This is a genomic window from Kitasatospora sp. NPDC048540 (assembly GCF_040651175.1).
Taxonomy (GTDB): domain Bacteria; phylum Actinomycetota; class Actinomycetes; order Streptomycetales; family Streptomycetaceae; genus Kitasatospora.
In genome coordinates, this window is record NZ_JBEZIR010000051.1 from 19213 (window position 1) to 34529 (window position 15317).

Genomic DNA, 15317 nt, shown 5'->3' on the forward strand with positions numbered 1-15317 from the left:
GGAGGGCCGGTCAGCGGCCCGCGGCGGCGGCCCGGTGCTCGCCGTGCGGAACGACGACGTCCTCCGCGGCGGGCGTGGGACGGCCGAACAGCACGGCGACCAGGACGAGGCCGACGGCCAGACCGGCCAGTTGGGCGGCGAGGAACGGCAGGACCGAGGCGGGGGCGATGCCGGCGAAGCTGTCGGTGAAGGCCCGGCCGATCGTGACGGCCGGGTTGGCGAAACTGGTCGAGGACGTGAACCAGTACGCCGCGCCGATGTAGGAGGCCACCGCGACCGGCGCGAAGTGCGCCCGCCCGGTCCGGGCCAGGCCGAGGATCAGCAGGACCAGGCCGGCGGTCGCCACGACCTCGCCCAGCCACAGGTGCGGGGCCGACCGGTCATGGGCCGACCATTGAACGAGTGGTCGGGCGAACATCGCGTTCGCCAGCACGGCGCCGCCGATCGCCCCCGCGACCTGCGCCGGCAGGTAGGCGGCGGCCTCGCGCAGGGTCGGACCGTCGCCGTCGCGGCGCCCGGTCCACCATGCCGCCAGCGTCACGACCGGGTTGAAGTGGGCGCCGGAGACCGGGCCGAGCAGGACGATCAGCACGCCCAGGCCGAACACGGTCGCCAGTGAGTTGGCGAGCAGCTGCACGCCGACGTCCTTCGACAGCTCGGTGGCCTGGATACCGGAGCCGACCACGATCGCGACCAGCGCTCCGGTGCCGACGAACTCGACGGCCGTCCGCCGGCCCAGTGGCGCCATCGGTCTCATCCGGCACCCCCCACGGCCGCGGGGGCCTCGGCGGTGGTGCCGGTCGGGGCCTGGAGCAGGGCGGACAGCTTGGCCAGAGCGGCAGGCAGGACCCAGTAGTAGACCCAGGTCCCGCGGCGCTCGGAGCCGACCAGGCCGGCCTCGCGCAGCACCTTGAGGTGGTGGGAGATGGTCGGCTGGGAGACGTCGAAGGGGCCGGTCAGGTCGCAGACGCACGCCTCGCCGCCCTCGTGGGAGGCGATCAGCGACAGCAGTCGCAGCCGGACCGGGTCGGACAGGGCCTTGAACATCCGCGCCAGGTCGGCGGCCGCCACCTCCCCCAGCGGCTCGCGGACCATCGGCGAGCAGCACACCACCGCGTCGTCCTGCCCGAGGACGACCAGCTCAGATTTCGACATGCATCTATGTTGACAGTCATCTAAGTGGAGAGCAAGCTCGCTGTATCGACAGATGTCGAAACAGAACCTCGGACCGAGGAGAACGCCATGTCCCGTGTTCAGCTCGCCCTGCGCGTCGCCGACCTCGAAGGCTCCATCGCCTTCTACGCCAAGCTGTTCGACACCGAGCCGGCCAAACTTCGCCCCGGCTACGCGAACTTCGCCATCACCGAACCCCCGCTCAAGCTCGTGCTCATCGAGGGCGAGCCCGACCAGCCCACCCGCCTCGACCACCTCGGCGTCGAGGTCGAGAACGCCGGACAGGTCTCCGCCGCCGCCGTCCGCCTCCAGGACGCGGGCCTGGCCACCTCCCAGGAGAACGACACCTCCTGCTGCTACGCGCTGCAGGACAAGGTCTGGGTGACCGGCCCCGGCCAGGAGCCCTGGGAGGTCTACGTCGTCAAGGCCGACGCCGACACCCTGCGCAGGACCCCTGCCGCACCGGCCACTTGCTGCACCCCCGACGAGCAGGCGGTCGAACCCGCGCGGAAGGCTGCCACCGGCTGCGCCTGCGCCTGCTGACAGTACGGTCGTCCCCCGTTTCGGGGCGGCAGGTCCTTGACCGGGCGGGGCGTACGGCATCACGGCCGCAGCATCACGGCCGTGCCGACGAGGCGGACGGCCGCGCCGCTGAGGTCGGGTGACGGCTTACCTTCGAGCCGGCCCGAGCAGGTCAGTCCTCGTGCGGCGGGCCGGCTGCGAGGAGTTCGCGCTTCACGTTGTCGTAGTCGGCCCGGGCCTGCGGGTCGCCGCGGTGGTAGTCGGTCCAGAAGCCGGGGCGCTGCCAGCGGGCATCGGTGAGGCGGGTGCGGCCACCGGCGATGGTCAGGGTCCAGCCGGGCGGTATCCGGGTGTCCACCGTCTCGAAGGAGACGGGGTCCCATTCCAGTCCGGGGTCCGGCGAGTCGGGGCCGAGCACACGGATGTAGCACTGGTCGTCGTCGGTGACCATCTCCAGAACCGGGTAGACGCCACCCACCCGGATCCCGTCGAACTCCGCGACGGGGAAGTCGCCGTCGGGATGGACGATCTCCAAGCATCTGACTCTCATGCGTGGAAGTATCGCCCGGCCCGGTCGACAGGCACCGTCGGCCCGGGCCGAACCAGCCGGCACGGGACAGCTGTGCCGGTACCGCCGGTAGGCGAGCCCGGAGGCCGTTGGCCCACCGACGGGACCCCCACTGTGCGCTCCCGCTCGACCGCTCGGGTCCGGGCCGAGCAGCTCCGGCGGCGACAGCCCGCACACGGCGTGGCCGGTCACCCGGACGGCGGTGCGCGGATTGACGGCCCCACCGACCGGACGGAGGCTGGCAGGCGGCGAAGTCCACCGGACGGTGGGCCGGATCGAAGCCGCGGCGGGACCACCCCGCGCCGGGTACCGGAACCGACCGGACCGCAGCGGGGGCACGAGCCGGGGCGGTCGGCCCCAGCCGTCGCGGACCGAGAGGAAGCGGCGTCGGCGATGTCGGACAAGCAGGCCAGGCGGATCGCGAAGTTCATCGAGCCGCTGCGGGTGGAGCCGGGCTCAGTGGTGGATCTCGCCCGTGACTTCGACCCCCGCTACAAGGCCGGGATCAAGAAGCGGGACGGAGCCGGGCTGCTGCGCACCGGGGTCGGCCTGCTCGCCGAGTACCAGGCGAGGCTGGCAGCCCAGGACACCTTCGGCGTGCTGCTCTGCCTCCAGGCGATCGACGCGGGCGGGAAGGACGGGACGATCCGCCATGTGATGAGCGGGGTCAACCCGCAGGGCGTGCACGTCAGCAGCTTCAAGGTGCCGTCCGCGGAGGAGCTCGACCACGACTACCTGTGGCGCTACGCGTCGCGCCTGCCGGCCCGCGGGGACATCGCGATCTTCAACCGGTCGCACTACGAGGAGGTCCTCGTGGTGCGGGTGCATCCCGAGAACCTCGACCGCCAGCGGCTGCCCGCGGAGGCGAAGGGGCACGACGTCTGGGCGCGCCGCTACCGGGAGATCAACGACTGGGAACGCTATCTCTGCGACAACGGGTTCAGGGTCGTGAAGGTCTTCCTCAACCTCTCCGAGGAGGAGCAGCGCACCCGTTTCCTGAAGCGGATCGACCTGCCGGAGAAGAACTGGAAGTTCTCGGCGGCCGACCTCCGCGAGCGCGAGCGGTGGGACGACTACCAGCACGCCTTCTCCGAGATGCTCTCGGCCACGAGCACCCCGTGGGCGCCGTGGTACGTGGTGCCGGCCGATCGCAAGTGGTTCGCGCGGATCTGCGCCGCCGCGGTGCTCGCCCACACGCTGATGGAGATCGACCCCCGGTACCCGACCGTCGGGAAGAAGGCCCGCAAGGAACTGCGTGCCGCCAAGCGGCTACTGGAGCAGGAGGCCCCCGAGGGCGCCGCCCGCGACCCGTACGCGGCCGGGCACCGTGGTTGACCGCTGCAGGGGCGGGCCCGCCGGGAGGAACGAAACGTCGGAGGTGCGGAGATCACGGCGCAGGCCGATCCGTCGGGTGCGGGCCGGGTGCGGCCCTGGTACGCGACGCCGCCCGAGGAGGTCGCAGCCAGGCTGGCAGCACCATCCGGGAGGCGCTGGACCTGCTGCGCGGCGAGGTGACCAACGAAGTCCGCGCGCCGGGCTCGGACCGGCCCGCCACCTGCACCAAGGGGACGCGGCGAAAGAACACCAGGCCGAGACGCTCTGGCAGAGGCTCGCCGGCCGCCCGTCGGACGTCGCGGCTACGTCCTGGGGCGTCTCAGGGCGTCGGCGATTCGTCGCCAGATGGACGCAGGTCGGCCGAAGGAGCACAGGAGCCGGGCGAGGCGTGGATCGTGGGCGATGGTCTCGCGCTCGATCTCGGCGAGGATCTGCTGATCGCGCGTTGAGAGAGTCATCCGGGGACACCTCCTGGCGTCCGGACGGTGCCGTGCTCCACCGCAGGTTCGGCTTGCGGCGGGCGGGACACGGAACGCCCTGGTACCCCTTACGGTACGCCTCCGCCGGGGCGAAGGGACGGCCGCAGGCACGGCACGGGATCAACCGGGCGTCCCTTCGGCCGGCCGGGGAACGTCGCCAGGACGGACCGCATCCTGCTTCCGGCCCCTCGCCCGCACGCGCCGCCACCGTGGCGGGCAGGACCGCAACGGCACCGGCAACCGCCTGTCGACCTCGTGGCCGCCAGGGCCACCGGCGGCCCGGCCCGGTCCGACGCGGAAGCCGGCCCGGGACCGGACGGGGCGACAGGACGAGACGGACCTCAGATCCCGGTGGTGGCCTTGGCGCGGCCCTCCTTCACGGCGGTCTGCAGGGCCGCGAAGTCGTCCTCGTTCTGGTCGGCGTAGGTTTCGGCGAAGTCCGCGATGGCTTCGTCGAACCGGTCGGAGCCGCCGAGGTAGGCGGCCAGCGCGACCCGGTCACCGGAGCGGGCGTGCGCTCGGGCCAGGGTCCAGCCGCACAGCCGTCCGTACAGCGCCATGCCCGATGGGATCATCGCCTCGATCGGTGCGGAGAACTTCCAGTCCCGCAACTGGCGTACGTAGAAGTCGCGGTCCACCCCGTCCGCGCCGGTGACACGGGTCCAGCCGAGGAAGATGTCGCTCTGGGCCTGCATGAGATGCTGCCCGGCGACGACGCGCTCGCCCTGGTTGCTGTACTGGCTGCGCTTGGCGTACTCCACCAGGACGGAGGGCTGGGCCTCCTTGGCTTGCAGGAACAGCGGTTCGACGCCGTCCCCGGCGGCCAACAGTGCGATCCAGGCGCGGGTGCCGACGCTGCCGACCCCGACGACCTTGCGGGCCATCTGGATCAGCGTGAACTGATCGAGCAGGTATCGCCGGTCGGACTGCAGGGTGCGCCGGTACTTGCCCAGCACGGTGCGGATCAGCTCGTAGATCGCGTCGGCCTGGACACCGCTGAAGACCTCTTCGACGGGGACGATCGCCGGGGGGTCGCTCACGATCTGGCGCCGCCCGTCGACCACGGTGGTGAGCTTGCCCAGGGCCTGCGTGCTGTCGCGGGTGCGGGCCTTGGCCAGTAGTTCCTCGGCCGCCTCGTACCGCTTCGCCTTCATCTTGGACCTGAACTGCCTCATGGCCTCTTCGATGTCGACGTGCGCGTACCAGACTTCCAGGAACGGCTGCTTCGCGAAGCGGCGCATCGCCTTGCGATAGCCCTTGGCCGCCGCCAGGACGATCCTGCGGCGGGCCTTGTCGGAGAAGTCGTTGTCGCGCCCCGCGACCGCCAGGCTCGCGGCCAGCCGCTTGACGTCCCACTCGAACGGCCCGGGCAGAGTCTCGTCGAAGTCGTTGACGTCGAAGACCAGTCGCCGCTCCGGCGAGGCGAACGCGCCGAAATTGGACAGATGCGCGTCTCCGCACAGCTGGACCTGCAGACCCGAGGTGGGCGTGGCCGCGAGGTCCGCCGCCATCGGCAGTGCGGCCCCCCGGTAGTACGTGAACGGCGATACCAGCATGCGCCCGTGCCGTACCGGCACCAGTTCCGGCACCCGCGATGCCGCCTGCCCCAGCAGCAGCCCGACCGGATCCCGTGATCTGCCCGGCTGGAACTCCCCGTGCGCCTCCAGAGGCGCCGCCCGGCGGGCGTCCTTCCCCAGTGCCACCCGATCCGCCCGGCTCAACGGCTGCGCCGCCGCGGGCGCCGCGGCTCGGGTGGATGCCGCCGCATCAGTTTTCCCGCCCGCCACGCCCTTTTTCTTACCCGTCATGGCCACTCCCGTCGGGCCGCAGCCGTGTGTGCTGCCGGCCAACAAAGCACCGCAGATGGTCATAGGTACACCTGTTCCAGGCAGTCACTACCGCACCGGGGCGAAAACCCCTCGAAGGGGTGAGTTGTCGCCGCGGTCACCGGCAGCCACGCGATCCGCTCCGCACGGTCCGTCCGCGGGCGAGCGGAGCGGTATCGCTCCGTCGCGCTTGGGACGGGGAGATCCGGCGGGGCGTGAGCCGCCGGCCCGGTTCGGTGGTGCGCAAGGACGGCGGAGCCGCTCTCGTGCGGCGCGTCACTGCTTCGGCATCGGAGCCGGCGAGGCCAGAATGCGGTATGGCATCAGGCCCGAACCCGGTCGCTCCGCCCCCGCCGACGCCGGTTCGCGCCGGCGATCGGGGTGAGCAGTGGTGGCCGGTGGCGCTGGCGATCCTGGCAGCCGCGCTCCTCCACGTCGGGTTGCCCGCCAAGTACCGGGTGAACCCCGCCTGGGTGGTCCCGGTCGTCCTGACCGTGCTGATGGGCGCGCTGATCATCGGAGACCCGGGCCGCATCGACCGCCAGAAGCCGTGGCTACGGGTCACGACCCGCCTCGTCATCGCCTTCCTGACGGTGGCGAACCTGTTCGCCGCCGGCCGCCTGATCGCTGACATCTTGACCAACAACAAGCTGTTCGCCAACAACGCCACCGGGCTCCTGGCCACCGGCGGAGTGATCTGGGCGACGAACGTGATCACCTTCGGGCTGTGGTACTGGGATCTGGACCGCGGTGGTGCCGCTGCCCGCGCGCACCGACCGTATGCGAATCCGGCACTGGTGTTCCCCGAGATGCAGCACCGGGACTACGCGCCGCCCGCCTGGGTGCCGATCTTCGCCGACTACCTGGTGCTGGCCTTCTGGACCGCCACCGCGTTCAGCCCCACCGACATCTCCGCGATCAAGCGGTGGCCCAAGCTGCTGATGATGACGGAATCGGTGGCGTCCCTCGGAATCGGCGGGCTGGTGATCGCTCGCGCGATCAACATTCTGCAGTAGGAGCCCGCGGCCTTCGCGGTGGTGCGGGTGGCGGAAGCCCGTAGCTGCTGCCCTCCGTCGGGGCGAGTTCGCGCGTGTCGCCCCGCGCGCGGCGGACACGGCGCCTTCCACGTGGGAGTGACTGGGCCGTCCGTGTTTCCCCGGATGACGGGCCTCGCCCGGCTCGACCTCTTCCCGGGCCGGGCGGTCGGGTCACGAACGACGTGGGACTCCCGCTCGGCCGCCACCCGTGTGACCACTCCCGGTGGCCCTCCCGGCGCGTCGAGCTTTTCCTGGAGAAGGCGAGCCGATCGCCGACCACGTCGTTCAGGACAACCGACCCAGGGAGCCTGCGATGCCCGCCGATACGTCAGAGCCGGATCCAGAGCGATCGGGGGACGCGCGGCCGCAGGACGGGCCGCCGAAGGGCGGCCAGCCGGGTGCCGCCGGCTCGCCGAAGCCGGCCGAGCTCTCGCCAGGCGAGCGCAGTGAGCTGGACGAGCTGCGGCACCGGCTCACCGCCCTCGAGGCGTCCACACCACCGCCCAGGGCACGCCACCACCGCCTCCGCACGTCCGGCTCGGTCGTCCTGATCGTCATCTCCTCCCTGCTGGCCCTGCTCGCGGTCATCGCGGTCTGGACCAACTCGATCATCGGCGACACCAACCGGTACGTCGCCACGGTCGGGCCGCTGGCCAGCAACCCCGATGTCCAGGCCGCGATCACCAGCCGGGTCACGTCGGAGGTGCTGGCCCAGATCGATGTGAAGGCGGTGGTGGACCAGATCTCCCAGGCCGCCGTCGAACAGGGCGTGCCGCCCGAACTCGGCAAGCTGATCGGCGGCCTCAGCGGGCCGATCACCAGCGGCCTCACCCAGCTGGTCAGCAACACCGTGAGCAAGGTGGTGACCAGTGACCAGTTCGCGACCCTGTGGGTCGACGCCAACCGGGCGGTGCACTCCACGCTCGACAAGGCGCTGACGGGCAAGGGCGGCGGCGCGGTGTCGCTGGAGAACAACCAGGTCGCCATCGACATCGGCCCGTTCGTGGCCAAGGTCAAGGACCAGCTGGTGAGTTCCGGCTTCGGACCCGCCGCGAAGATCCCGGAGGTGCACACCAGCTTCGTGGTCTACCAGTCGAACGACATCGGGAAGTTCAAGACCTACTTCCGGCTCCTGGAGATCATGGGCACCTGGCTCCCGGTCATCGCCGTGCTGGTCGCCGCCGCCGGTGTGTTCACCGCGGTGAACCGGCGACGCGGCCTGATCGGCGCAGCGCTCGGGGTGGCCGTCGCCATGCTCCTGCTGGGCGTCGTACTGACGGTGTTCCGGTCCATCTACCTCGACCACCTGCCGCCCGGAGCGTCCCAGGCCGCCGCCGGCGCGATCTACGACGCCCTGATCCGCTTCCTGCGTGCGAGCATCCGCGCCGTCGGTGTGACCGCACTGGTGACGGCCGTCGGCGCCTTCCTCATCGGCCCGTCCAGGGTCGCCGTCACGATCCGCAACGGCTGCAGCTCGGCGATCGGTGCACTGCGTCAGGTGTCGACGGCACACGGCATGCGCCTCGGGCCGGTCGGCCGCTTCGTGCACCGGTACAAGCGTTGGATCGGGGCGGCGGTCCTCGCCGTGGCCGCCATCGTCCTCGCGACGTGGAGCTACCCGACGGCGGCCGTGGTGGTGTGGATCGTCGTCGTGGTACTGGCCGGGTTCGCCATCCGCGAGTTCCTCGACACGCCACCGGAGGACTCCGCTTCACGACCGTCGGCACCCACCGCCGGGAGCGCCCCACCCATCGGCGGTTGAAGCCCTTGACCTGGGACGCGCCGCGCCACCTCGGCGGCGGGCCGCACCCCGCTGCGGACACCCTCAGCCCTCACCGTCGTGCTGCTCGTGCTGCCTTCGAGGGGCAGCTCCGTCCTCGGCACCGTGGCCGCCAGGACCGTCGACCCGGTCGGGCGGTCCGGGCTGCCCGCAGGCGTGCTCATCCTCACGCGGATCGCCGCGCTCGCCACCAGCGACGCACCAGCGGTGTCCGACCTCGCCCGCATGACCCGCATGACCCGCATGCCGACGGCACGCCCGGCTCGCGCGCAGGGGAGTGAGGGATCGTCAGGACAGTGCGTACGGCCCGGGAACTCGGGTGCGGACCCCCGGGGGGTAGCCCCACCGGGGGCCGGGGGACAGCGGGATCGCCCCGGACGGCGCACCTCGGAGAGGCTGGCACGGCGGACACCGATGGTCCACCGACGATCCCCGAGGAGCCGACCCGTGAGTCAGCAGGCATCGCAGACCGACCGCCCGTCCGGACGGCAGCGCCGCGGCCGGCGCCGTACCGTACCCGTCGCGGCCGCCCTCGCCGTGGGCGTCCTGGCGCTCGGCGCGCTGGTGGCGCCCGCGGCCTCGGCCGCGCCCGGGCCGGACACCCTCCAGCGGAGCCTGGACGCACTGGTGCACACCGATGGTGTCCCCGCCGCGCTGGCGAGCGTCACCGACCGTTCCGGCCGCACCCGCACCTACACCGCGGGCGTCGGCGACGTGGTCACCGGCTCGCCGGTACCGGCCGACGGCCAGGTGCGGATCGGCAGCAACACCAAGACCTTCACCGCGGTGGTCGTCCTCCAACTGGCCGCCGAACACCGGCTCCGCCTCGACGCCCCGGTCGACCGCTACCTGCCGGGCCTGCTGCGCGGCGACGGGATCGACGGCCGCGGCATCACCGTCCGCCAACTCCTCCAGCACACCAGCGGACTCCCCAACTACACCGACTACCTCGACGACGACATCCGGCCGTACCAGCCCCGCGAACTCGTCGACCTCGCCCTGCGCCACAAGGCAGAGTTCGCCCCCGGGACCTCATGGGCGTACAGCAACACCAACTACATCCTCGCCGGAATGATCATCGAGAAGGTCACCGGACGCACCGTCGCCGAACAGATCGACCGGCGCATCATCCAACCCCTCGGACTGCGCCACACCTCCTTCCCCGCCCCCGGCGACGCGACCATCCGGGAGGCCCACCCCCACGGCTACTACCAGGAGTCCGCGGGCGGACCGCTGCACGACATCACGGAGATGGACCCCTCCTGGGCCTGGGCGGCCGGCCAGATGATCTCCACCAACTCCGACCTCAACCGCTTCTTCACCGCCCTCCTGCGCGGCGACCTCCTCCCGCCCGCCCAACTCGCCCAGATGCGCACCACCGTCCCCGCCGAGAGCACCTTCGGCCCCGGCGCCCGCTACGGACTGGGCCTGGCGAGCATCCCGTTGTCCTGCGGCGGCGTCTACTGGGGCCACGGCGGCAGCATCCCCGGCTACGAGACCCGCGGCGGCGTCACCGAGACCGGCCGCGCCGCCAACGTCGCGGTGACCGTCCAACCCACCGACGAGGCAGGCCTGAAGCACCTCACGGCGGTGGTGGACCGGGCCCTGTGCCCGTGACCCGCACCCACCGGAGGTGGTAGGACAGTCGGGCGGTACGGGCCGACCGGGCCCGTCCGCCCGGGGGCGAGGAAGTGGGGACCAGATGTTCATCGAGGTACTGACCCACCGCCACGCGGGAGCCCACCGGCGCGCCCTGACCGGCGAGTTGATCGCCGCCCACGAGGAGCTGAACCACCTCCTGGCGCGCACCAAGGGGACGCCGATCAGGGAGGTGTGGGCCGACTGCGCCGCCGAGCTCGACCGGTGCACGGGTCTCTACCGAAGCGCATGGGCACGCTTCGCTGCAGCGGTCGGCAACGACTACCCGCAGGGCTCGGACACCGAACCCCCGCCGTCGCTGGGCCCGGAGACGACGCAGGCCTTCCAGGCAGCACTGGACGGGCTCCGGGCCGCACTCGGAACCATGCGAACGGAGGCCCGCCGCCTCGGCCACGAGAGCTGGGTGCGCTGAGCGCGCCCGTCCGGTCGGCCCGGCCTCGGTTTCCGGGCGGCGGATGAGGGCGGCATAGGCTTCAGCGCATGCACAGCACCCTGACGGAGCACGCCCGGTGTCTCTACGGCGACGAGTACCGGCCCACCCCCGAGTGCGACCGGCCCCACCATGAGCACCACTTCGTCGAGGAACTGACCTTCGCCGGCGCGGACTCGATCCTGGCCATGCTGCACGAGCTGTGCCCGCCCCCGGTCAACGGCCACCTGCCGGTCTGGGTGCGCAACCTGGCGTACCGGTTGGTGCTCCTGCAGCGGCCGGACGAGCCGGCGCTGATGCGGGAGGCCGCCCTGAGCCTTGAGATGTTCGGTCCGGACTGGGACGACATCGCGGCGGACCTGAGGCGGCGGGCCGACGAACTGGATGCCCACCGCGGCGAACCGGAGGAGGGGCCGAGTCCCGCCGCGCCGCCCGCATGATCAACCCCTGAGTGGCGTCCGGAACCGACCACCTAGGCTGGAGGTGCTGGTGGGGCGCACGGTCCCACCCGTGGGAACCACCGAAGGGACCACCAGATGCAGGCCGACTCCGGCGCCCCCGATTCCGCTGTCACGCCCGGCACCGCAGGCCCCGGGATCGGACGGTTCGGGCTGGGGACGGCCGCCGTCGGCCGTCCCGGGTACATCACGCTCGGCCGCGACCTGGACCTGCCGTCCACCCGCAGCGTCGAGGCGATGCGCGAGCGGACCCACGCCCTGCTCGACGCCGCCTTCGCCGCGGGAGTGCGGTACTTCGACACGGCCCGCTCCTACGGCCGCGCCGAGGTGTTCGTCGCGGAGTGGCTGGCCACCCGGCTCGCCCCGAACCTGACGGTCGGCAGCAAGTGGGGCTACACCTACACCGCCGACTGGCAGGCCACGGGCGTGTCCGTGCACGAGGTCAAGGAGCACTCCACGGCGGTGTTCGACCGTCAGATCGCCCAGACCAGGTCGCTGCTGGGCAAGTCCCTCGACGTGTACCTGGTGCACTCGGTGACCCCCGACAGCCCCGCCCTCACCGACCCCGCGCTGCACGGACGCCTCGCCGCGCTGGCCGCCGAGGGCGTGCGGGTGGGCCTGTCCACCAGCGGACCGGCCCAGGCCGACACCGTCCGCGCGGCCCTGGACGTGACCGTCGACGGCCGGCCGCTGTTCGCCGCGGTCCAGAGCACCTGGAACGTGCTGGAGACCTCCGCCGGTCCGGCGCTGGCCGAGGCGCACGCGGCGGGCTGGCTGGTGGTGGTGAAGGAGGGCATGGCCAACGGCCGCCTCGCCGACCGCAACGCCACCGGTCCCGACACCGAGGCGCTGCGCGCCTGCGCCGCCCGCACCGGCGCGACCTGCGACGCCGTCGCGCTCGCGGCCGTCGCCGCCCAGCCGTGGGCGGACATCGTGCTCAGCGGCGCCGCGACCATCGACCAGCTCACCTCCAACCTCGCCGCCGCGCACCTCCCGCTCACCCCCGAGGACCTGGCCGCCCTGTCCGCCCTCACCGAACCGGCCGAGGCCTACTGGCGTACCCGGTCCGCCCTGCCCTGGGCCTGACCCCGGGGCCCGATGGTCAGGTGGTGCGGCGCACGGCGCCCGGCGCGCGCAGATCGGCCAGCGCCGGGTAGCCGTCCACCGCCATGATCAGGTCGGCCTCCGCCAGCAGGGTGCGCAGCACGTGCACGATGCCGTCCTCCCCGCCGACCGCCAGGCCGTAGGCGTACGGCCGGCCCACGCCGACGGCGGTCGCGCCGAGCGCGAGCGCCTTGACCACGTCCGCGCCCGAGCGGACCCCGGAGTCGAACAGGACCGGCAGGCCGTCCGCCGCCTCGACCACGCCGGGCAGCGCGTCCAAGGCGGCGAGACCGCCGTTGGCCTGCCGGCCGCCGTGGTTGGAGCAGTAGACCGCGTCCGCGCCGCCGTCCTTGGCGCGGCGGACGTCCTCGGGGTGGCAGATACCCTTGAGGATGATCGGCAGGTCGGTGAGCGACCGCAGCCACGGCAGGTCGTCCCAGGTCAGCGCCTTGGCGAAGATCTGTGCCCACTCCAGCACGGCCGCCTGCGGATCCTCCTGCGGGGGCTTCGCCAGCCGGGCCCGGAACACCGGGTCCGAGGTGTAGTTCGCCAGGCAGTGCCCGCGCAGCTGGGGGAAGTTGGCCGTCGCCAGGTCACGCGGGCGCCAGCCGGTGACCCAGGTGTCCAGCGTCACCACGATCCCCTTGAAGCCGGCCGCCTCGGCCCGGTGGACCAGGCTCTCCGCCAGCGCCCGGTCGGTCGGCGTGTACAGCTGGAAGAAGCCCGGGGTGTCGCCGAGTTCGCCCGCCACCTGCTCCAGCGGGTCGACGGTCAGGGTGGAGGCGACCATCGGTACGCCGGTGCGGGCGGCGGCCCGGGCGGTGGCGAGGTCCCCGTGGCCGTCCTGGGCGCACAGTCCGATCACCCCGACCGGCGCCAGGAACAGCGGGGACGGCAGCCGCAGCCCGAACAGGTCCACCGACAGGTCCCGGCGGGCCGCGCCGACCATCATCCGCGGCACCAGCCCCCACCGCTCGAACGCCGCCACGTTGGCCCGCTGGGTGAACTCGTCGCCCGCCCCGCCCGCGACGTAGGACAGCACGGACGGCGGCATCGCCGCCCGCGCCCGCTCCTCCAGGTCCGCGAACACCATCGGCATCGTCGGCAGTACGCCGGACAGTCCGCCGAGGTAGATCTCGTTCTGGTAGTCGCCGAACTGCGCTCCGAACACCGGATCCATCGTGTGCCCCGCCTTCCGGAGGCCGCCCTGCCCCGGGACCGTCCCGGCCGGCGGCCCACCCGAACCGTTCCCACCGAAAGGGGCCGTGACCCCGCCCGGCCCGGAACGGTTAGCCGCACGGGTCCCACCGAAGCGTTACGAGCCGTTGGGCTGCCGGACCACTGGGTGTCCGACGGTGCGGACCCGACGGGGGCTACGGTCTGCCGCACAGGAAGGTGGTCACATGCCGAAGGACGCACGAAGAGTGGCCGACTACGAGGTCTGGTACGGCGATTCACTGGTCGGGACCTTCTGGGACGTCCGGCGCGACCGGGCCGGGACGGCGTGCCGCTTCGTCCCCGGACGCGGCTGGGACGGGGTGCGCCCGCTGTTCGCCGCCCAGGACGAGTGGCGCCAGCAGTCCTTCTGCGAGTCGATGGCCTGGGCGCCGACGGCGGTCCGACGGCTCGGGGTGGAGCTGCGGCCGGTGGGCGGTGGCGCGCCGATCCGCCCGGGGATGATCTACATCGCCGACGGCCGGGCGAACTTCCGGGACTGAGCCCCCGGCCGCGCCGCCGCGACTACCCGTCCGCGGCGAGCGCGGGGCGGGTCAGGTTGGCGCCGGTCGCGGGGTCGAAGACGTGGATCCTCGCGGTGTCGATCCACAGCTCCACCGGGCTGCCCTCGCGGGCCCGGGTCTCTGGCCGCAGCCGGGCGACGATCCGGTGACCCTGCAGGCCGGTGTCGGCCCGTCCGGAGTCCGCGGCCAGCTCCGCCAGTTCGGACGGGCCGGCGGGCCCGCTCTCCTCGGTGATGTGGACGTAGACGTCGGAGCCCACGGACTCCCGGACGTCCACGGTCGCGGTGCAGGTCAGCCCGGTGCGGCGGTCGTCGACCAGGGCCGCGTCCTCGAAGTCCTCGGGGCGCAGGCCCACGATCAGCTCACGCGGGACGTCCTGCCGCTCCAGGCCGCGCCGCAGCCGGTCGTCGACCGGGATGTCGCCCAGCGAGGTGCGCAGCGCGCCCTCTTCGAGGGTGGCGCCGAGGAAGTTCATGCCGGGGGAGCCGATGAAGCCGGCCACGAAGAGGTTGACCGGCGCGTCGTACAGGTGCTGGGGCGTGCCGATCTGCTGGACGACGCCGCCGCGCATCACCACCACCCGGTCCCCGAGGGTCATCGCCTCGACCTGGTCGTGGGTGACGTAGACCGTGGTGGTGCCCAGCCGGCGCTGGAGCGCCGCGATCTGGGTCCGCATCTGCACCCGAAGCTTGGCGTCGAGGTTGGACAGCGGCTCGTCCATCAGGAACGCCTTCGGGTCGCGCACGATGGCCCGGCCCATCGCGACCCGCTGCCGCTGCCCGCCGGAGAGGTTGGCCGGCTTGCGGTCCAGGTGAGCGGTGAGGTCGAGGATGCGGGCGGCCTCCTCCACCTTCGCGTTGATGACGGCCTTGTCGGTCTTGGCGAGCCGTAGCGCGAAGCCCATGTTGTCGCGGACGTTCATGTGCGGGTAGAGGGCGTAGCTCTGGAACACCATCGCGATGTCGCGGTCCTTGGGCGCGCGGTCGTTGACGACCTGGCCGTCGATCCGCAGCGTGCCCTCCGTGATGTCCTCCAGCCCCGCGATCATGTTGAGGGTGGTGGACTTGCCGCAGCCGGAGGGGCCGACCAGGATGACGAACTCGCCGTCGGCGATGGTGAGGTCGAACTCGCGGACGGCGAGGGCACCGTCCGGGTAGCGCTTGGTGATGCCGTCGAGCACGATCTCGGCCACGGTTCGCCTTCCTGG

The 15317-nt window shown here is 72.3% G+C and carries 16 protein-coding genes; 9 read left to right on the top strand and 7 right to left on the bottom strand.

Annotated elements, in window-relative coordinates:
- Positions 1 to 10: 10 nt before the first annotated feature.
- The gene (locus tag AB0D08_RS20840; RefSeq protein ID WP_359890530.1) at positions 11 to 748 is read right to left on the bottom strand and encodes an MIP/aquaporin family protein; all 738 of its coding nucleotides are present in this window, start codon (positions 746 to 748) and stop codon (positions 11 to 13) included.
- 5 nt (positions 749 to 753) lie between these two features.
- Positions 754 to 1155 (bottom strand): metalloregulator ArsR/SmtB family transcription factor, encoded by a 402-nt coding sequence (locus AB0D08_RS20845; protein ID WP_033818060.1) that lies wholly within the window; start codon positions 1153 to 1155, stop codon positions 754 to 756.
- 87 nt (positions 1156 to 1242) lie between these two features.
- Here AB0D08_RS20845 and AB0D08_RS20850 point away from each other — a divergent pair, with 87 nt between their 5' ends.
- On the top strand, positions 1243 to 1716 hold the full coding sequence (locus AB0D08_RS20850; protein WP_033818061.1) for an ArsI/CadI family heavy metal resistance metalloenzyme: 474 nt from the start codon (positions 1243 to 1245) through the stop codon (positions 1714 to 1716).
- Positions 1717 to 1867: 151 nt separating this feature from the next.
- On the opposite strand, the gene AB0D08_RS20855 is transcribed toward AB0D08_RS20850, so the two are convergent.
- Positions 1868 to 2245 carry a hypothetical protein gene (locus AB0D08_RS20855; RefSeq protein WP_359890533.1) on the bottom strand — a complete coding sequence of 126 codons (378 nt, stop codon included), beginning with the start codon at positions 2243 to 2245 and terminating at the stop codon, positions 1868 to 1870.
- A gap of 411 nt (positions 2246 to 2656) precedes the next feature.
- Here AB0D08_RS20855 and AB0D08_RS20860 point away from each other — a divergent pair, with 411 nt between their 5' ends.
- On the top strand, positions 2657 to 3598 hold the full coding sequence (locus AB0D08_RS20860; RefSeq protein WP_033818063.1) for a polyphosphate kinase 2 family protein: 942 nt from the start codon (positions 2657 to 2659) through the stop codon (positions 3596 to 3598).
- Positions 3599 to 3900: 302 nt separating this feature from the next.
- Here the strand turns inward: AB0D08_RS20860 and AB0D08_RS20865 are convergent, their stop codons facing one another.
- Together AB0D08_RS20865 and AB0D08_RS20870 are read right to left on the bottom strand one after the other, a co-directional pair.
- Entirely contained in the window at positions 3901 to 4056 is a 156-nt protein-coding gene (locus AB0D08_RS20865) for a DUF3040 domain-containing protein (protein WP_082526197.1), read from the bottom strand.
- Between the two features lie 362 nt (positions 4057 to 4418).
- Positions 4419 to 5948 carry a DUF2252 domain-containing protein gene (locus AB0D08_RS20870; protein ID WP_359890536.1) on the bottom strand — a complete coding sequence of 510 codons (1530 nt, stop codon included), beginning with the start codon at positions 5946 to 5948 and terminating at the stop codon, positions 4419 to 4421.
- 353 nt (positions 5949 to 6301) lie between these two features.
- On the opposite strand from AB0D08_RS20870, the gene AB0D08_RS20875 reads away from it, so the two are divergent.
- From AB0D08_RS20875 to AB0D08_RS20900, 6 genes are all read left to right on the top strand, one after another.
- Positions 6302 to 6919, top strand: coding sequence for a hypothetical protein (locus AB0D08_RS20875; protein ID WP_359890538.1), 618 nt, complete (start codon positions 6302 to 6304; stop codon positions 6917 to 6919).
- A gap of 334 nt (positions 6920 to 7253) precedes the next feature.
- Positions 7254 to 8702: a hypothetical protein gene (locus tag AB0D08_RS20880; RefSeq protein ID WP_233288893.1), complete on the top strand. Its 1449-nt coding sequence runs from the start codon at positions 7254 to 7256 to the stop codon at positions 8700 to 8702.
- Positions 8703 to 9167: 465 nt separating this feature from the next.
- Complete coding sequence (locus AB0D08_RS20885) at positions 9168 to 10337, top strand: serine hydrolase domain-containing protein (protein ID WP_359890540.1); 1170 nt, start codon at positions 9168 to 9170, stop codon at positions 10335 to 10337.
- A gap of 85 nt (positions 10338 to 10422) precedes the next feature.
- Positions 10423 to 10791 carry a hypothetical protein gene (locus tag AB0D08_RS20890; RefSeq protein WP_033822779.1) on the top strand — a complete coding sequence of 123 codons (369 nt, stop codon included), beginning with the start codon at positions 10423 to 10425 and terminating at the stop codon, positions 10789 to 10791.
- Between the two features lie 68 nt (positions 10792 to 10859).
- Positions 10860 to 11249: a hypothetical protein gene (locus AB0D08_RS20895; RefSeq protein ID WP_051813418.1), complete on the top strand. Its 390-nt coding sequence runs from the start codon at positions 10860 to 10862 to the stop codon at positions 11247 to 11249.
- 96 nt (positions 11250 to 11345) lie between these two features.
- Positions 11346 to 12353, top strand: coding sequence for an aldo/keto reductase (locus AB0D08_RS20900; RefSeq protein ID WP_359890543.1), 1008 nt, complete (start codon positions 11346 to 11348; stop codon positions 12351 to 12353).
- 16 nt (positions 12354 to 12369) lie between these two features.
- Here AB0D08_RS20900 and AB0D08_RS20905 read toward each other — a convergent pair whose 3' ends face one another.
- Positions 12370 to 13551, bottom strand: a complete 1182-nt coding sequence (locus tag AB0D08_RS20905; protein WP_033822780.1) for an alpha-hydroxy-acid oxidizing protein — start codon at positions 13549 to 13551, stop codon at positions 12370 to 12372.
- A 223-nt stretch (positions 13552 to 13774) separates the two neighbouring features.
- Here AB0D08_RS20905 and AB0D08_RS20910 point away from each other — a divergent pair, with 223 nt between their 5' ends.
- Entirely contained in the window at positions 13775 to 14089 is a 315-nt protein-coding gene (locus tag AB0D08_RS20910) for a hypothetical protein (protein ID WP_033822781.1), read from the top strand.
- Between the two features lie 22 nt (positions 14090 to 14111).
- Here AB0D08_RS20910 and ugpC read toward each other — a convergent pair whose 3' ends face one another.
- Positions 14112 to 15302 (bottom strand): sn-glycerol-3-phosphate ABC transporter ATP-binding protein UgpC, encoded by a 1191-nt coding sequence (gene ugpC / locus AB0D08_RS20915; protein WP_359890547.1) that lies wholly within the window; start codon positions 15300 to 15302, stop codon positions 14112 to 14114.
- Positions 15303 to 15317 lie beyond the last annotated feature (15 nt).